General features: G+C 48.2%; 16 protein-coding genes. 6 read left to right on the top strand and 10 right to left on the bottom strand.

All coding sequences use genetic code 11. From position 1 onward, the window contains the following. The first annotated feature begins 6 nt into the window (after window positions 1–6). The 3 genes from FPE01S_RS15990 to FPE01S_RS15980 all read left to right on the top strand — a co-directional run bounded on the left by FPE01S_RS15990 (window position 7) and on the right by FPE01S_RS15980 (window position 3,362). Entirely contained in the window at window positions 7–918 is a 912-nt protein-coding gene (locus FPE01S_RS15990; RefSeq protein WP_046370069.1) for a cyanobactin maturation protease PatG family protein, read from the top strand. 21 nt (window positions 919–939) lie between these two features. Then, a complete protein-coding gene (locus FPE01S_RS15985; protein ID WP_046370068.1) occupies window positions 940–1,785 on the top strand; it encodes a hypothetical protein in 846 nt (281 codons plus the stop codon). A 356-nt stretch (window positions 1,786–2,141) separates the two neighbouring features. After that, complete coding sequence (locus FPE01S_RS15980) at window positions 2,142–3,362, top strand: SAM-dependent methyltransferase (RefSeq protein WP_083990299.1); 1,221 nt, start codon at window positions 2,142–2,144, stop codon at window positions 3,360–3,362. Between the two features lie 267 nt (window positions 3,363–3,629). On the opposite strand, the gene FPE01S_RS15975 is transcribed toward FPE01S_RS15980, so the two are convergent. Together FPE01S_RS15975 and FPE01S_RS15970 are read right to left on the bottom strand one after the other, a co-directional pair. Then, window positions 3,630–3,917, bottom strand: a complete 288-nt coding sequence (locus tag FPE01S_RS15975) for a putative quinol monooxygenase (protein WP_046370067.1) — start codon at window positions 3,915–3,917, stop codon at window positions 3,630–3,632. Then, entirely contained in the window at window positions 3,914–4,525 is a 612-nt protein-coding gene (locus FPE01S_RS15970; RefSeq protein WP_046370066.1) for an NAD(P)H-dependent oxidoreductase, read from the bottom strand. Before FPE01S_RS15970 ends, FPE01S_RS15975 begins: the two co-directional genes overlap by 4 nt. Window positions 4,526–4,622: 97 nt before the next feature. Between FPE01S_RS15970 and FPE01S_RS15965 the strand changes: the two genes are divergently transcribed. Continuing rightward, window positions 4,623–5,534, top strand: a complete 912-nt coding sequence (locus FPE01S_RS15965; protein ID WP_046370065.1) for a LysR family transcriptional regulator — start codon at window positions 4,623–4,625, stop codon at window positions 5,532–5,534. A 44-nt stretch (window positions 5,535–5,578) separates the two neighbouring features. Here the strand turns inward: FPE01S_RS15965 and FPE01S_RS15960 are convergent, their stop codons facing one another. After that, window positions 5,579–6,151, bottom strand: coding sequence for a hypothetical protein (locus FPE01S_RS15960; RefSeq protein ID WP_157474061.1), 573 nt, complete (start codon window positions 6,149–6,151; stop codon window positions 5,579–5,581). 320 nt (window positions 6,152–6,471) lie between these two features. Between FPE01S_RS15960 and FPE01S_RS15955 the strand changes: the two genes are divergently transcribed. After that, window positions 6,472–7,755, top strand: coding sequence for a hypothetical protein (locus FPE01S_RS15955; RefSeq protein WP_046370063.1), 1,284 nt, complete (start codon window positions 6,472–6,474; stop codon window positions 7,753–7,755). A gap of 18 nt (window positions 7,756–7,773) precedes the next feature. Here FPE01S_RS15955 and FPE01S_RS15950 read toward each other — a convergent pair whose 3' ends face one another. The 5 genes from FPE01S_RS15950 to FPE01S_RS25690 are packed head-to-tail and all read right to left on the bottom strand — an operon-like array spanning window position 7,774 to window position 11,439. Next, complete coding sequence (locus tag FPE01S_RS15950; protein WP_052955894.1) at window positions 7,774–8,238, bottom strand: nuclear transport factor 2 family protein; 465 nt, start codon at window positions 8,236–8,238, stop codon at window positions 7,774–7,776. A 5-nt stretch (window positions 8,239–8,243) separates the two neighbouring features. Next, window positions 8,244–8,657, bottom strand: a complete 414-nt coding sequence (locus tag FPE01S_RS15945; protein ID WP_046370062.1) for a nuclear transport factor 2 family protein — start codon at window positions 8,655–8,657, stop codon at window positions 8,244–8,246. A 32-nt stretch (window positions 8,658–8,689) separates the two neighbouring features. Next, complete coding sequence (locus FPE01S_RS15940) at window positions 8,690–9,412, bottom strand: DUF2490 domain-containing protein (RefSeq protein ID WP_046370061.1); 723 nt, start codon at window positions 9,410–9,412, stop codon at window positions 8,690–8,692. Further along, window positions 9,399–10,208: an SDR family oxidoreductase gene (locus tag FPE01S_RS15935; protein WP_046370060.1), complete on the bottom strand. Its 810-nt coding sequence runs from the start codon at window positions 10,206–10,208 to the stop codon at window positions 9,399–9,401. Before FPE01S_RS15935 ends, FPE01S_RS15940 begins: the two co-directional genes overlap by 14 nt. A gap of 34 nt (window positions 10,209–10,242) precedes the next feature. Further along, window positions 10,243–11,439 (bottom strand): heme-binding protein, encoded by a 1,197-nt coding sequence (locus FPE01S_RS25690; protein ID WP_083990298.1) that lies wholly within the window; start codon window positions 11,437–11,439, stop codon window positions 10,243–10,245. Window positions 11,440–11,650: 211 nt separating this feature from the next. Between FPE01S_RS25690 and FPE01S_RS25000 the strand changes: the two genes are divergently transcribed. After that, window positions 11,651–12,511 carry an AraC family transcriptional regulator gene (locus FPE01S_RS25000; RefSeq protein WP_169749182.1) on the top strand — a complete coding sequence of 287 codons (861 nt, stop codon included), beginning with the start codon at window positions 11,651–11,653 and terminating at the stop codon, window positions 12,509–12,511. Here FPE01S_RS25000 and FPE01S_RS15915 read toward each other — a convergent pair. Both FPE01S_RS15915 and FPE01S_RS15910 read right to left on the bottom strand, forming a co-directional pair. After that, the gene (locus tag FPE01S_RS15915) at window positions 12,500–13,861 is read right to left on the bottom strand and encodes a sigma-54-dependent transcriptional regulator (RefSeq protein WP_046370059.1); all 1,362 of its coding nucleotides are present in this window, start codon (window positions 13,859–13,861) and stop codon (window positions 12,500–12,502) included. The genes FPE01S_RS25000 and FPE01S_RS15915 overlap by 12 nt on opposite strands. Continuing rightward, window positions 13,858–16,266: a histidine kinase dimerization/phosphoacceptor domain -containing protein gene (locus tag FPE01S_RS15910; RefSeq protein WP_083990297.1), complete on the bottom strand. Its 2,409-nt coding sequence runs from the start codon at window positions 16,264–16,266 to the stop codon at window positions 13,858–13,860. Before FPE01S_RS15910 ends, FPE01S_RS15915 begins: the two co-directional genes overlap by 4 nt. Window positions 16,267–16,319: the final 53 nt, after the last annotated feature.

Below are 16,319 nucleotides of genomic sequence, written 5' to 3'. Positions count from 1 at the left end.
GCTATTATGGAAATCCAGACTCCTGTACAGACTAGTATTGATTTGTCCCGGGTGGCAACACAACATGACGGATGTTCCTGTAATAAATCAAAAGGACTGCAGGAAGAGAAATACGTGTATGCAATAGGTAAGTTATCTGTCAGGTGGCCATCGATGGGCCTGGAGAGAGAGTTTCAGCAACGCCAAAGAGCATTGCTTCATGGATCTGAAGGCAGCAATGCAAGTATAGCCCAGGTTCTTGCAGCAAACTTCCACATAGCAAAATTCTCCTGTTTTGTGCTGTCGATCGATGGCATACCTGCTTACATCGTGAGACCAACCGGTTCATCTATTCTTGAAAAACTGATTGATGCACTCGACCCAGTAAATAACGAAAAATGGATCACGATCATTGGTAAAAGAGGGCAATTGGCTGATCCTGCCCATACAAATGGAGTCATTGCGCCGGAAATGTTCTGTGATGTTGCATATGTGTTCACCGTATCACAATTAATGGATAACCTGGTGAACCAGGTAAAACAAATCCTCGGCTCCAGGAAATGGGACAAGAGCGTGTTTCAGCAAAAGGGCAAAAACGTGTTTTACACCATTGTTGGTTCGCCTGATAATCTTGGGTCGATGGATGGCCAAAGAGCGCTCAATTATTTGGCTGTTCAACATCCCGGGCCATATCTGGCGGCCATGGAATTTGATGAGAAAGCCATCCTCGAGTCGATCGATACGAGGGTAATGGAGGGACCATCCGGTCAGCGGATTGCGACAGTGATCCTTAGGTTTATTGACAGATTAACAGGGGTGCCACAACAGGTATATACCAAGGTAGATGTAACCGAGGAATGGCCATTTACTGTGGGGGCAAACCTGACCGATACAGCTCCCCTGGCTATGCTGAACTTTACGGACGCATCTTATTCCTGATATTTTCAACAGCATCGTTAAATGGTAACAAGTTCAGAACCTTTTTTGGAGAAATTCAGATTGCAGCTGTTCGACCTGGTAGAGATCAGTGTGACTGAAGATGCAGATAAACTTGGAACCCTTGTCTTTGGGAATTCAAAAAGCTTTGTCAACAAATCCATCGAGTGTGCAACTGGCCGGAACGGATTTGAACAGTGGAAAGAATTGATACAGGAAACGCTGGAGCGAACAGCACCCACTTCCTTTCTTTTTAAAGTTGATTGGAAGAATAACAAGTCGAACAATGAAACTTTATATTTCCGCTATGTAACCGGAGTTAGTGAGGAATCGATGGCTCACCTCCTGGCGCGATATGAAGCGTTGAGAACTATCCCGGTGGCGATTTCCAAAAAATATGCAATTGGTCTGCCAGTATGTATTAGCATAAGGATTCATCGAAGTGAAGCGATGTCTGTTTCGATATACTATGAAATTTCAGGGAAAACGGCTGGCGAAATAGAAAATATCCTGACGGGTATTGCTGAGATGATGCAATGGCCTGCAGATGCAATACAAAGCATGCTTTGTAAACTTGATTTCATGACTGGCATTGGGCATCCTCAGTATATGGCTATTGGCATACCCGATAAGGCGATCAAGATCAGTTATCCAAAAGTATCTGTCCGTGACTTCGGAACTTGCCTTGATAGTTTTACTACACAGGAGTGCAGAAAAAAAGAAATGAAATCGCTTTGCCGGAAATTAAGGCAACCAGCGCTTAATTACCTGGGGCTAAAATTTAACCAGCAAGGATGTGGCTGGAAAGCTTACCTGGTGATTTCAAAAAAACATGCAGCAAATTCTATTAACTACAATATAACCTTTTAACAATGAAAAATACAGAGATCCCAGGGAGCCTGCTTCCTGGTTTTACCGCTGTTCCAACAAAGTTACCATCAACTGCAATCGTGTCCCCGGCGGGATTCTGGGATTGGTTAACAGGGGGAGACAACTCCCAGGGAAGGAACTGCACGTTTTCAAGAACGGAAACAAAATGTATTTTATTTACGATGTGGTGCAATAACATTTTCGCATGCGGGTATGACAGTAATTTGAATGTCATTACAAAAGATAGTGGATGGTATATCTGCGGAGCATGTGGCAATCCCTTTGACTGGTAGGGTAGCGCTATGAAATGTTCTTTCACGGTTTTTGAATTCCATATAACATAAAAAAGTAAGAATATGCCTGATACACCACTTACTGATTTTCTTGCCAGTCTTGCAGACCCGGTCAAACTTGAGCTTTTTACAGAAAATCCTGTTGCATACCTTGAAAAAGCCGGCCTTTCCCAGGAGCTTACGAATCTTATTCTTAGGGGTCATTCGGGTGCCATACGAATCGAGGCGGTGCGGGAACTGGAACGGGCAGGCCTTTCACCTGTTGTTAGCGATAAATTCAATCCTGCAGACCAGGTAAGTCAGCAGCCTATGTCCATTTCGATGAACTCCTATACATCCAGCACATACACTGCAAACAGTTCTACCAGCACAACATTTACTTCTAACACAACAGATTTTGTAACGACAACCAGCGATACCACCACAACCACCACGCACAACAAATTTCCGGGCGATTTCACAACAATCGACATTGTTGAAGAAGCCATTCGTTACTTCGAGGAAGGCCGATCGCGCAAAGCCGGACAACTTGTTATTGTTGGTAGTGGCATCCGGGCTATTGCTGATCTGACCTTTGATGCTGAAGCCCAGATACGGACGGCCCAAAAAGTTTTGTATTGTGTAGCCGACCCGGTAATTGAACGACGGCTCCACTTACTGAATTCAACCGCTGAATCGTTATACGGGCTGTATGGTAACAATAAACCCCGTATCGAGACCTACCATGCTATGGTGGATGCATTGCTTGCTCCTGTAAGAGCTGGCTTACGGGTATGCGGAGTTTTTTATGGACATCCGGGGAGTTTTGCCTGGCCTACACACCAGGCCATAAGAGTAGCTCGCAGAGATGGTTTCAAGGCGGAAATGCATGCTTCGGTTTCGGCCGATGCATCACTTTTTGCAGACCTTGGTATTGATCCATCCCAGCCAGGCTGCCATTCACTTGAAGCTACAGAATTCCTGATTCACCGGCGTGTACCGGATACTTCATCACATTTACTGGTGTGGCAAGCTGAATGTGTAGGTGATCCGGGGTTCAATTTTGCAGGATATAAACGGCATAATTTTGACATACTTATTAATCAGCTACAGAAATTTTACCCGGCAGATCACCCGGTATTTATCTACGAGGCAGCATCATTACCCCAGGGTCGACCTAAAATAATTAAGAGCACGCTTGACACCATTCGAAAAGAAGACCTTACCGGCATTTCCACACTTTACCTGCCCCCTTCGATTTTTAATGAAATTGATCAGGAAATGTGTTTGAAGCTTGGACTTTAAAAAAGCGCGTTGAAATATTTGGCCAAACAAGCTTTGCCCACTCTAGCTTTAGCGACAGAGGGCAACTTCCAAAACTCAGTGAAAAAAGCCACTGAAGATCCAGGCTATTGACTGTTACAACTCCGCTGCCATCCAATAGGCAGTTCTTTGGAGTGAAGGAAACCCCGTATTGAGAGGCCTTCGTTTTTCAAACATTCATATACGTGTGAGAGAACCTCCAGCTCTTAGACACTGGAATAACAATAGCTTACTGAAAGGTACCCGTTTCTATATTTTATGAGCCAGGTATATTGCCGGGGGTTCCTGTAGTTTCTCCGGTACCAGACGACCAAATTCGAGGATATAGGGTTGCTGGTTGTGCGCAGCCAACCCCTCTTTGCTCTTCCAGATTTCATAGAAGATGAAAACATCAGGGTTCTCCGTTCCCTGGTGCAGGTCATACTGGATACAGGCTTCTTCCTTCCTGCTTTGGCTTACCATATTTTGCAACACCGCAAGGACTTCCTGGTGATGCTCCGGCTTCGCAGTGATGATTGCTGTTAAATAAATGTTCATGATAATTGCATTTCGCTGGTAAATACTGCTTTTAAATGCCTGGTATAGTCCCGGCGGTAGTTTTCAATGCGTTCTTCGGTGGCATTCTTTTCAAGGTCATGGAAGTGAAAACCATTGATCCGTTCCATGCCCACAAAGCGGTTCATTTTATGGAACCCAAACAATACGCCATCATCCACTGAGGTTTCCCCGAAAAACTCTCCCGGTAGGGTAAAGGCCGTGTCCGGGGCATTCCAGGTAGTCGTGACCATATATTTTTTGCCCTGCATTAATCCGCCAGTTCCGTAATTGATCGCCGGGTTGGTGCGGCTCCGGCCATCGCTGGTGTACATCCCGTTCTGGTGGCCTGCTGTAAACACATCGTCAATGTATTTTTTCAACCGGTTGGGCACCTGGAACCACCATATCGGCGTATGGTAAATGACCACATCAGCCCATTTGAAATGCTCTACTTCGGCGAAGGGATCGAATTCATCATTAATATTCGAAATGCGCACCTCAAAGCCCTCGCGCTCCAGGAAGGCAGTGGTCCAGCCTGCGAGGGTATTGTTAAACAGCCCGCCGGAATGTGCGAATACCTGTCCCCCGTTGATAATGAATATTCTCATTTGTATAACTATTATTATTGATAGTGCAAATTTCTATCAGAAATAATGATCATACAAATAACTTAAATTGTACCTTTGTATCATAATAATGATAGTTATGGGATGGAACCTGGAATGGCTACGTACTTTCAAGGCCATATATGAAACGGGAACTTTGTCGGCAGCGGCGCAGGTGTTGTTTGTGTCCCAGCCGGGGGTGAGCCTGCACCTGAACTCGCTGGAAGCCTATACCGGTTATAAACTGTTCGACCGTGCCGCCAGGAAAATGGTGCCGACAGAAAAAGGGAAGATCCTGTATAATTATATCCTGGAGCCACTTAAAAAGCTGGAGGCAGGTGAACAGCATTTCCATAAACGCGCCAATGAAGAAAGGGCAACGATCAGCGTGGGTATGTGCTTTGAAACATTTCAATACACCCTGGAAGAACATATCAACGAATTGCCGTTTAACCTGATCATCAAATTCGGTGAATACCCGCAGATGCAGCAAGACCTGGATAACGGGTTGCTCGACCTGATCGTGACGCCGCAAAACGGCACCCAGCAGAACCTGGAATATGTACCCTTTTCCAAAGAGCGCATTGTACTGATCGCCGGGAACAAAACCGATACCACCGCACTGGAGGCTTTGCTGTCAGCAGGCGATACTACTGGGGCAGCCCATAGCTTAAAGCAGCAGCTTTGGTACAGCACGGCTGCGGACATGGAACACCTGAAGAATTTCTGGCTGAAGCATTTTGGTGCACATCCCGATTTCAGTCCCAACTATATTGTTCCCAATATCAGTTCCATTATCCGCTGCCTGAGCGATGGTACCGGATTTTCCGTTGTGCCGGATTTCCTTTGCCGGGAAGCTATTGAATCGGGTAAAATAAAACTCGTGTGGGAAGGTAGCGACCCGGTGGAAAACACCCTGTATTTCGGTACCCGGAAAAAAACCATGTACCAGAAGGAAATTCAACAGTTGGAAGCCCTGTTTAAAGACAAATGGGAATTGGTTACTGTTTGATCGGCTGATTCGACCGGCTTCGCTATATCGGGTAGCAGCACAAACTAAAGCGGCCATATTAGGGACGTCGGATACCTGATAGCAGACTTATTAAATCTCATATTCAACTTACTCTTGCCGCCTGCAAATCGTCGAACCCTGTCTTTGTAAAAGACGATACGATCTTCATAAATCTTCGCATACATCAGGAAAAATGACTTAAGGCTATAGTCATACATTTCAAGCACAAGTTCATCATCAATTACTTTATAATAACAATATTGACCTCCTATTGTCTGGACATTTTCATTAGTAACCGGCACTCTGCTAAACCGACTAAATAGCACTATTCCATTACTCTTAAACGCTAAAAAATCATAAGTGTTAACTTTTTCAGACTTACCGCTCCTAGTGGTAAATACCAGCTCCCCATAATAGATATAAATGACCGAAGTATCAATACTATTGCTATATCCAAAATCGACAGATTTACCTAGTGAATAAGAATCTGCGTCAGGCTGACCAGGTACTGTCTTGGAATATTTTACCGGATTACAACTGGTCAGAATCAATATCAAAGCCAGACAACTATAAACCATTCGCGTCCGGAACAAACGCTTTCTCTTTACATAACGCATGACTCTCATTTTGTGAAGCCATCATTTCCAATGTTGCAATAACAAGATTGCCCTAAGCTTTTCAACCTTTGCTGCAATTTCTTTGTCATACGGAAAGAAATAAACCCACCCCCGCACCTTTGAATTGTCGACATTGTAATAGGAAATGATCAAAAATACCGAAGACAAGTAATTGAAATTACAGCTACCCTGAAAACTTTTCGCCAATATTCATAACTTAGTGTGACGCATATTCATCTCTCCCCTCTGAACTGAAAGGCCGTTACTTTTTCTACCCGCAAGACAATCTTCGCCATACACCCTTTCTTTAATCGCCTGTTATGCCTTTATACACTTTAGTCGGACTGCCTGTTCCGGTTGGCTATGTAAGTGCTACCCCAGCTGAGATCAATTCAACCGGACAAATTGCAGGAACCTGCCACCACTATTACGGTACCACTAAAGCTATGGCCTGGGATGCCGCCGGCTATACCCTCATCGGCCCGCCCGGATTCTATTCCCACGCTTCAGGACTAAATTCGAAACAGCTATTGACAGGAAACTATGTGGACGACAAGCATATCGCCCATCCCTTCGTTTGGGATAGTGCTACCGGGACATTAACCCTTTTAAACTTACCCCCTCAGAACAGCAATAGCGGGGGTGCCATCGTGAACGCCATTAACGACAACAACCAAATGGCTGGCTATGCAGAGCAATTATCAGGCTCCCCTTCCCTTTTAGATCTATTCTGGAGCGGATTAAACAGCAATCCTGTCGGTTCCGCAAATCAAATTGTCGATTCATGGGCTGTTGGCATCAATAATAACGGGATTATCATCGGATCAATTTACAATTCAACCGGGTTCCAGGGCTTCATTGAAGACTCCGCGACACAGATCAAAACACTGATAGCCAATTGTAATGGCTGTATTGCGATTACTGATCATCCAAAGCCCCAGGTACTGATCTACAAAAACACGAACAAGTATAAATCGTATATGTTTGATACGCTAAACAATAAAACAAGTGACCTTAATGTACCCGGTGACGACAGCTATGCCTATGACATCAATAACCACGGTGTAATTGCCGGAGAATCTGCTAACGATGGCGCCGTAACCTGGAAAGGCCTGGTAAAAGTGAAACTGAACAGCCCGTTGATCAGCGACGCACAGGCAAAAGGGTGGGATCTTACCACTGCGTTAAGTATCAATGACCAGGGCCAGATCGTTGGCACAGGGATCGTTAATGGAAATGAATCGCCCTGGATGCTGCAACCTAACCCCAAATTAGTATCCTTCAGGATTCCGCTTGTTGTTGATTATATGTTGCCGCATATTTTATGGCCGGGACAGGCATATGACGCACCCAGACCCAAAGGCTGGCCGGAAGAATTTCCTTTCCCTTTGCCCGACCCGCTGCCCTTTGACCTGGTTGGTGAAGCCTTTACCATGCAACAGGAAATTCAAAACCTTACTAAAATCCAGGAACTAGTAAATAATCTTTCAGAGAAAAAAGAAAAGGACGCATTCGAAAAACTGATCACCCGCCTCACGGAACAGAAGTTGAAAAATCTGAAGGATCTTTTGAAGGAAGGGTGGGTTGACAGGTCCGGGGATTGATACATAATTCCAACCATTTCATTCTACCCTGATCCGGCGCATGATATCACCGAACTCCTGGGTGTCGAGAAAAGCTTCGACACGAACAATTTTATCGCCGTCGAAGGTCATGTTCCAGGAATAGGTGGAACGGTAAGGCCGCCCATCCAAAGCGGTGGCCTGCCCGTCCCAGATTACGATAACTGTGTTGCCATCCTGGTAAATGCTACGCACAGTCGGTTTGATCTTTGCCGATAACTTCTTATTCAAGGGAATAATCACCTCCTCCATAAACTGCTGTTTGCTGGTATAGGTCTTCGACCAGGGGGTACTGCCGTTGATCCGCCAGTGCAACTCATCCGACAACAAATCAAATACATCACTCGTGCCGTTTGCCGCCCATGCATCAAACGCATTCCGCACAATCTCCTTTTTTGTTTTGGCTTGTTCCAGGCCAATACCGGTAAACACAGTAATCATCATGACCAGTATTATCGTTTTCATCGTACCTATTTGAATTTCCGCTCCCCTTCTGTTATCTCGGCATCGTTGATACAGGCGAACCGCCGTTGCATCAGGCCATCTTCATTGAACTCCCAGTTCTCATTACCATAAGCCCGAAACCATTTCCCGGCTTCATTTTGGTATTCGTATTCGAACCTGACGGCAATCCGGTTGCCGGCATGCGCCCAATACTCTTTCCTGAGTTTGTAATGCAGTTCCTTTTCCCATTTTCCGGTGAGGAACCCGATGATCTCCGCCCTGCCGTTGATAAACTGCGTCCGGTTACGCCACTCACTGTCGATCGTATACGCCAACGCCACTCTTTCCGGATTGCGGCTGTTCCAGGCATCTTCGGCCAGTTGAATTTTCTCGATAGCTGTCTCCAAAGTGAATGGAGGCAAAGGATGTCTCTTTTCCATGGTATTTTATTTGCTGATTGAATAGGCTGTAGTTATAAATGCCGGTTTTCGCCAAGTTCTATGGTCGTCATGACAAATAACAGGTTAACATTGTTGTAGTACCGGTTATATTCCCGCAGCCAGGTCACTTCCAACTGAAACCATCTTGCCGGTTTAATGACCAGACCCGCTGCTACCCGGTTTCTTGTAAAGCTGCCTTCAGTAAACGAGAAAGTCAGCTCATCAAACAGGTAGGGTTTGAGCTGAACAGCCCTGTTTGGTATTGGCCAGCTGACGCGCAGCCGGTTGCGGTAAAAGTGCAGATCCTTACCGTACCGGCGAAAACGATTCCAGATCATATTCCGGTCATCGACCACCAGCCGGTGTACCGGGAAATAAACAATCACAGCATTCATCAGGGTATGCTCCTGCAACCGGGGTTGACCCGGCGGTTTGTTGTTCAGGTATAGGTAGGCGGGATTAAGGATAACATGTTTGCCCGTTTTGATATAGGCCTGCAGGTACAAAGCCTGCAGGTGTAACGGCGGACTAACACCATATTGCGCCCAGTAAGCTGTTTTGGCATCCGGCTTGTAATTGATTCCCGGAAACATCCAAGTGAAAACTGGCGGTTGGTCCGGCTGGGCACTGGCAGTACAAACAATACCTATCAGGCCGAACAGAAAAAGATGCATGCGGTTAAAAGCATGAAAAAAGTAATTCCCGGTCTGCAACCGCAACCGGGAATTGGTGAACCAGCTGTCAGATAGTAACATCCCAGGCTTTCAACTGATGCTCCTTAAGCATATCTTCTACAAACTGCGGCACCACATTCCTGAACTTGCCCTTGTCCGACGGCACGATACTGATCATCGCATCAATCATTTCGCGGGGATCCAGTCGGCCCTGTGGCGTTCCCAGCAGCGCATCAAATGTGGCTTTCATTTCCGCGCGCTTGGTGAAGTTCTTGCTGTCATCCAGCCAGCGGAATGGATTGTCGGCCATGGTTTCATTGTAACCGGTGAGATAAGCACCCGGGTTGATCGTCTGGATCTGGATATTGTATTTTTTCAGCTCAGACGACAGTGCTTCGGCAATTGCTTCCAGTGCATGTTTGGTGGACACATAGATCCCGTAGCCATCCGGCGTAAACAATCCGCCCATGGAAGAGGTGAATACCACTTTGCCTTTTCTTTTCTCCTTGATCCACCCGGCAATAAAACGCTGCGCGAGTGCCAGGGGTGCAAATACATTGGTTTCAAAATTTCTCCGCACCAGGTCAACAGGGATTTCAAATACTGGTCCTGCCTCACCGATACCAGCGTTGCTGAACAGGATATCCACATCCCATGTGAGCGCATAGCTGACATCATAGGGATCAAGAATATCCAGTTTTTCTACCCGGAGATTATCTGTCAATCCCAGTTCTGCCACTTTCTGACGCAGGGCGGTAACCTGGGGTGAGATCTGCACCCCTGCAATTACCTTGTGCCCCAGCTTAGCGAGTCCAATTGCTGTGCCTTCACCGAAACCGGAACCTGCGCCGGTAATAAGGATTTTTTTGCTTGCCATAATATTAAATTGAATAGTGAATAAATTACCTGCCTTAGAGTGCGCTGCCTGCTGAAGCGATCTCGGCATCCTGGGCAGGTGCGCCACCCGATACACCGATATACCCGATGATCCGGGAATCGCTTACGATGGGCTTTGCTCCCGGAAAGCCGACCAGTCCGCCGTTGGTATTTTCCAGTCCATAGGCAGCAGCCTGAGGTTTCAGGAACTCTCCTACTGCTTCCGAAGGCATCCGGAACAACATAGCTGTTTTAGCTTTCTGAATCGCGATATCTATGGAGCCCAGGTAGGCATTGTCCATGCGTTCAAAATACTTCAGGTAACCTGCCGTATCGAGCACGACAATATTGGCGGCCACATTGATTTCCCTTGCCTTTACCTGTGCCTGTTGTGCGGCATCCATGGCCGCTTTGAGTGTTATGTTCATGATTGTATTGTTTGATTGACAACACAAATCTGTAACAATCGCCTCGCTTTGATTTTCCTGTAAAAGCCGATTCTGTTGATTATTTCGTTCAGGATTTTCGCAAAGTGCTACATACACCGGCAGCAAATTGTCCAGGCCTTTTACAGCATACGCTCCACCATAGTGCAACCGCGCTTTTCCCCCAGGTGAAAGTCCGTCCGCAATTGCGCGGGACACCAGCAGGGGAAAGGATAGATGTTTGGCGAGTTCAGCGATGCGCGCCGCGATGTTCAGCACTTCGCCCTGGTAAAGGATTTCTCTTTTTGATCTGCCTACCCAGGTGGCGACGATCTCTCCGCTATGCATCCCGGCTTTGAAACGGGGAACGGTGCCATACCGGGAATGATAAGAATGTTGTCTTGCTTCAATCCTGCGATAGAAGGCGGCAAAGCTGTTCACAGCGGCATCATAATGCCGTGCGGAAGCAGGCCAGTGAATAATGACTTCGTCGCCGGCATACTGGTACACTTCGCCACCATAACGCCGCGTTACACGGTCCATCTCCAGGAAAAAGTCCTTTAACAGCCGGCTGAATTTCCGGGCACCCAGCTGGTGGGAAAGCCTGGTTGAATCTGTCAGGTCAACAAACATAAAAATCCGTTCCTCGACGTGGGGATGCCGATACTTTCCGAGCACGATTTTTTCGAACCAACGGTCGCCGACCACTTTTGTCATTTCGTAAAACGTACTGCAGCAAACAAAAAGCAAGAGGCTGCAAGCTGTCAGCACCAGGGAAATAGCGTAGGGAGCAGTATGGATAGTCATGCACCAATATTATCACCGTGGTGAGGCTCACGTTTGACCGGGTCATCCAAATAAATTGATCAAATCAATCCCGATATATCGGGACTGAAAACAGGGGTATTCCCGAAATACCGGGACAAGCCAAAAAATCATCAGCCATAGGGCATTGAGAAACTGTCTTTTAGAAATCGGCACGGGTTTGGGAAAGCGAATTTCCAGAAAAATCATGCTTATGCTAACGTCCACGCAGCACCGAAAATTAAAAGACGCCATTGCCGCCACGTTTCAGCCCACTCCCGCGCTGCCCGTACAGTGGGTCAGCCATGCGGACTGCCGGGAAGATCTCGTGCTGGTAACCGGTAATGTGCTCATTTATGTAGTGGAAGGAAGTTTTATGTTCCGTTTTGGTGACCAGCAATTTGAAGCACGGAAAGGGCAGTTGGCCGGCATCAGGAAGAACGTCCTGCTGCAATACCAGGCCAGTGCCGCAGATACCGGTGCGGCATGCGTCGTGATGACAGTGAGGAAAGAAACACTGATGGAGTTCACTAAACTCGCTTCCATCACTACTTCAAACGGGGTAAACAGTGGTGTGATTGAAATTTGTAAACCGGCTTTGACCGCCCTGAACTGCATGCGTTCGCTGATGCCATATTTTATTGACCATGAAGTACTGACCGCCGGCCTGGTAAGGATCAAACTGCTGGAGTTGTTGTTTTGCCTGTCACAATCGCACCAGGCCTTATTCAGTCAGCTGCTGGACATCAGGGAACATTACCGACCCGATATCACTGCCATCGTGGAAGAAAATATTATGGCGGCGGTTTCGTTGACACAGCTTGCGCGCCTGGCCGGAAGAAGTGTATCGAGCTTCAGGAGGGATTTTCTCGCGATTTACAACATGCCACCTTCGCGGTGGATCCGGCAGCGGCGGTTGGAAAAAGCAAAGGAATTGTTGTACAGCACCAACATGACGGTTACGCATATCTGTTATACGATGGGATTCGAAAACCTGGCACATTTCTCCCGTGCGTTTAAATCATACTTTGGCAATTCTCCTTCAGACCTGCGGCTGAAAACATTAGTTGCCTGATCCCGTGGCCGGTGCATAATCTTCCTTCGTTATGCCGAGTTTTTTCATTTTTGATTCCAGTGTGCTGGCAGGCAGGTTCAGGAGTTGCGCAGCGCCACCAGCGCCACTGATCTTCCCGTTACATTGCTTCAGCGTGGATATGATATAGGCTCTCTCGTTCTCCTGCAGGGTTTGTGACGCGGCAACCGGGGCGATATTGTTCCCGGAATAATGAATGAAGTCGCTTCCGGATTCAGCACCCAGCAACACAATTCTTTTGACGACATTTTCAAGTTCCCGGATATTGCCGGGCCAGTGCCAGCCCAGCAGCTTCTCACGGAGTGCAGGCTGAAGCTGGATGGGTTCCCGGCCTTCGATCTGGCAATATTGCCGGATGAAATGTTCCGTGAGCGCGATGATATCCTGCTTCCTTTCCCGCAATGGTGCTACCTGGATCGGGAAAACGTTGAGCCGGTAATAAAGGTCCATCCGGAATCTTCCTTCCGCTACTTCCGTTTCCAGGTTACGGTTCGTTGCAGCGATCACCCGCACATCCGTTTTGATCAGTTCTCTTCCCCCGATCCGTTCGATCTCTTTTTCCTGCAATACGCGGAGGATCTTCACCTGAACCTCCGGTAACATTTCACCGATCTCATCGAGGAAGATGGTGCCACCATGTGCCTGTTCGAATTTGCCGATCGCCCGGCTGGTGGCCCCGGTGAATGCTCCTTTTTCATGACCGAACAGGATGGATTCAACCAGTGATGCCGGCATGGCAGCGCAATTCACTTTAATGAACGGGTTGTTTTTTCTGCGGGACAACAGGTGAAGGGCGGATGCTATTTTTTCCTTACCAGTTCCGCTTTCCCCGAGGATGAGCACCGTGGTATCGGAAGGCGCAACAATGCCTGTGAGCCGGAGGGTTTGTTGCAGCGCTTCACTCCCGCCGACAATGTCTGCAACCTGAGTTTCCGGCGATCCTCCTATTGCTGCAGGCTGATGCCGGTTCTCCTGCTGGTAGGCTGCGATCTCCATCATGGCCAGCACGTCCTGTTCGCGAAAAGGTTTTACCAGGAAGCCGTATGGGCGTGTTGCCTTGGCTGCATCGAGTGTGGACTTATTGGAATTGGCAGATAAATACAAAAACGGGATACCCTGTTCTTTCAATATCCCAGCCAGCTCAATGCCGGTCTGGTCCCCTTTCAGGTAGATATCCAGCAACACAAAATCGGGCCGTACGGAGTTCAGGATATCCAGCGCTGCTTTTACGGAACGGGCAATTCCGCAAACGGAATAGCCTGCTTTCACCAGCATACGCTCCAGGTTAGCCGCCTCAACGAACTGGTCTTCCACGATGAGGATCTTTTTCATGCCTGCAAATTTGAAGGATTTAACGGATTGTTGATGGTTGCCAGCGGTGCCATTGTTTTAAAGCGGACGGACACTTTTGTTCCGTTCACCGAAGCAATATGGGGTTCGCCATCGATGTCTTCAGCAAGTCCTTTTACCAGGGTGAGTCCCAAACCTGTCGTGCCATTTTCGACACCGGCGGGAAGCCCTATGCCGTTATCGGCAATATCCAGCAGGGCTGTTCCGTTGGCATGGGTCGCCAGCGACACGCTGATCCGTGCCTGCGGGTGACCATCCGGAAACGCATATTTGATAGAGTTGGTAATGGCTTCATTTACGATCAGGCCGACCGGCACCGCCTGGGACACATCCAGGTCGATGGAATCGATGTTCACCGTGAATTCAATTTCGTTCCGCACGTGAAAAGCCTGTTTCAGGTGGCAAACCAGTTCCGGCAGGTAGCTTCTCATGTTGACGGACGAGATGGTGTCATCCTGGTAGAGCTTTTGGTGCAGCAGTGAAGTGGCATAGATCCGGTTCTGGCTGGCCTGGATCGCGGCAAGGGCATCACTGCTCAGCGAATCGGCCTGGAGTTCCAGCAGACTGACCACTGTTTGCAAATTATTCTTTACCCGGTGGTGTACTTCCCGGAGCAGCAGTTCCTTTTCATTGATCAGCCGCTCGAGTTTGCCATTCTTTTTGTCCAGCTCAACACTGGCGGCTTTCTTCAGGCGGTAACTGTTGTATACCAGCAGCAGGATAATGAGCAATAACACGGCCCCGGCAACGCTGCGGTTGCGCGTGATGTTGGCCTGCTGGAGATTGTTGCGCTGCAGCTGGCCATCTTTCTCCAGCAGTTCGATATTCTTTTTCTGCAGCTGGATATTTTTGTCTTTTGCCCTGGCTTCCATGCCGGCCATCTGGAGCTGCTGCTGTTTGTCGCGCGTTTCATAATCCAGCTCAAGCCGTGCGCGTTCCAGGTCTTTCTGGCGCAGTTCGCTTTGCCGGGAGAGCAGCGTGATCGATTGTTCTTTCAGGCGGAGGTCCCGGTCTTTCTTTTCCGTTTCATATTGCACCAGCAGTCCGCGAATTTGTTTTTCCTTATCAAGGTTATTCATGGAGTCATCCAGCTGTTGGGATCGGCGGAGGTATTGAATGGCGGAAAGATAATTGCCGGTAGCAGAGTCGAGGAAGAATAGTGACCGGTTAACGGAAGCCTGGAAGTGGGGCGGGGTGCCTGGTTGCACCACTGCTTTCTCCAGGTAGTAACGTGCTTTACTGAATGCCTTCCGTTCCAGGTAGAAGTTGGCGATCCGGTTGTACAGCTGTGCGTCGATGATCCCGGTTTCTTCAACCAGGGTCACCAGGCGGTTGATGGTCTGCTCTGTCAGGACGGCCTGTCCCGTTTTCTGCTGGAAGTACGACAGGATCCGCAAGTATGCGATTTCCTCGTTCGTGTTGGTATAGCCAACTTCATGTAGCGTTCGTTCGATGATCTCTAGTGCCTTTTCCGGCTCCTTCAGGTAAATATAGTCGTACACCATTGATTCGCAAACATTCCAGATCCTGTTGGTTTCACCAGCCGCCTTGTAGATTTCCCAGGCCCTGGTGAGCGCATCGATGCTCTTTTGGTATTGCTTTTCAGTAAAATGGATCACACCCAGCAGGTTGTAGAGTGCTGCAGTACTTAAATCTGTTTTTAGCGCCTTGTTGTCTTCTGAAAGCCGCAGCCCGGTTAACGCCATGTCGAGGGACTGCCGGTACACCCCATTGTTAAACAAATACAGGGCGACGTTTTCGTAGTGGCCGAGGAGCGCCCTGGATGAAACGCTTTTTTGCAGTTGAACGACGCGGGCTTGCTGTTCGGTAAAGCTGGCGTTTTTCCGGGCGTCGATATACCTGGTGGCCAGGTCACTGCGCACATGAAATTCCAAAGCAACAAAACCGTGCGATTTTGCTATGGTGGCAGCTTTTTCCAGGCACAGGATGGAACTGTCGAGGCTTTGGCTGATTTGTCCGCCGTAGAAATAATAGCGCTGTAACGCGTAGAGCATTTCCGCCTTGGTAGAGTCCTGGGCCTGTTCGATGAGCTTCCAGGCGGACCGGCTATCGCCTCTTTCGATCTGCGTCAGGCAGAGGGCCTGGAGGGATTGCTGGTAGCCAGCGTCATACTGCAGGTGTTGACTGAGTTTTCCGGCCTTAGCGGCAAGTTGCCAGGCCATATCGAGGTCGGTTATATTTTCTCCTTCTTTGTTGATGTACTGGTTGCTCAGGTCGATGAGCCGGTGCACTTCTGCCGGGTTTCTTTTGGAGGCCGGGATGTTATGCAGCCATGCTGAGTCAGCGGGCGATGAGGCGCCGCGCTGGGCGAACAGCGGGAGGGCGAATAAGATCGGCAAAACTCCAATGAAACTTTTCTTTCGCATAGTTACCCTGGCAGTGATTCAGTGGCCGCCAGACGAAGATATTGTTTATGGCC

The organism is Flavihumibacter petaseus NBRC 106054 (genome assembly GCF_000974785.1).
Lineage (GTDB): Bacteria > Bacteroidota > Bacteroidia > Chitinophagales > Chitinophagaceae > Flavihumibacter > Flavihumibacter petaseus.
The sequence above is the reverse complement of the archived record's forward strand: the minus strand, read 5'-3'. Positions and strand labels throughout refer to the sequence as shown.

What these genes read in the sequence shown, in the direction of transcription:
- FPE01S_RS15990 (WP_046370069.1), top strand. Translation starts at nt 7, where the DNA reads ATGGAAATCCAGACTCCTGTACAGACTAGTATTGATTTGTCCCGGGTG.
- FPE01S_RS15985 (WP_046370068.1), top strand. Translation starts at nt 940, where the DNA reads ATGGTAACAAGTTCAGAACCTTTTTTGGAGAAATTCAGATTGCAGCTG.
- FPE01S_RS15980 (WP_083990299.1), top strand. Translation starts at nt 2,142, where the DNA reads ATGCCTGATACACCACTTACTGATTTTCTTGCCAGTCTTGCAGACCCG.
- FPE01S_RS15975 (WP_046370067.1), bottom strand. Translation starts at nt 3,917, where the DNA reads ATGAACATTTATTTAACAGCAATCATCACTGCGAAGCCGGAGCATCAC.
- FPE01S_RS15970 (WP_046370066.1), bottom strand. Translation starts at nt 4,525, where the DNA reads ATGAGAATATTCATTATCAACGGGGGACAGGTATTCGCACATTCCGGC.
- FPE01S_RS15965 (WP_046370065.1), top strand. Translation starts at nt 4,623, where the DNA reads ATGGGATGGAACCTGGAATGGCTACGTACTTTCAAGGCCATATATGAA.
- FPE01S_RS15960 (WP_157474061.1), bottom strand. Translation starts at nt 6,151, where the DNA reads ATGCGTTATGTAAAGAGAAAGCGTTTGTTCCGGACGCGAATGGTTTAT.
- FPE01S_RS15955 (WP_046370063.1), top strand. Translation starts at nt 6,472, where the DNA reads ATGCCTTTATACACTTTAGTCGGACTGCCTGTTCCGGTTGGCTATGTA.
- FPE01S_RS15950 (WP_052955894.1), bottom strand. Translation starts at nt 8,238, where the DNA reads ATGAAAACGATAATACTGGTCATGATGATTACTGTGTTTACCGGTATT.
- FPE01S_RS15945 (WP_046370062.1), bottom strand. Translation starts at nt 8,657, where the DNA reads ATGGAAAAGAGACATCCTTTGCCTCCATTCACTTTGGAGACAGCTATC.
- FPE01S_RS15940 (WP_046370061.1), bottom strand. Translation starts at nt 9,412, where the DNA reads ATGTTACTATCTGACAGCTGGTTCACCAATTCCCGGTTGCGGTTGCAG.
- FPE01S_RS15935 (WP_046370060.1), bottom strand. Translation starts at nt 10,208, where the DNA reads ATGGCAAGCAAAAAAATCCTTATTACCGGCGCAGGTTCCGGTTTCGGT.
- FPE01S_RS25690 (WP_083990298.1), bottom strand. Translation starts at nt 11,439, where the DNA reads ATGACTATCCATACTGCTCCCTACGCTATTTCCCTGGTGCTGACAGCT.
- FPE01S_RS25000 (WP_169749182.1), top strand. Translation starts at nt 11,651, where the DNA reads ATGCTAACGTCCACGCAGCACCGAAAATTAAAAGACGCCATTGCCGCC.
- FPE01S_RS15915 (WP_046370059.1), bottom strand. Translation starts at nt 13,861, where the DNA reads ATGAAAAAGATCCTCATCGTGGAAGACCAGTTCGTTGAGGCGGCTAAC.
- FPE01S_RS15910 (WP_083990297.1), bottom strand. Translation starts at nt 16,266, where the DNA reads ATGCGAAAGAAAAGTTTCATTGGAGTTTTGCCGATCTTATTCGCCCTC.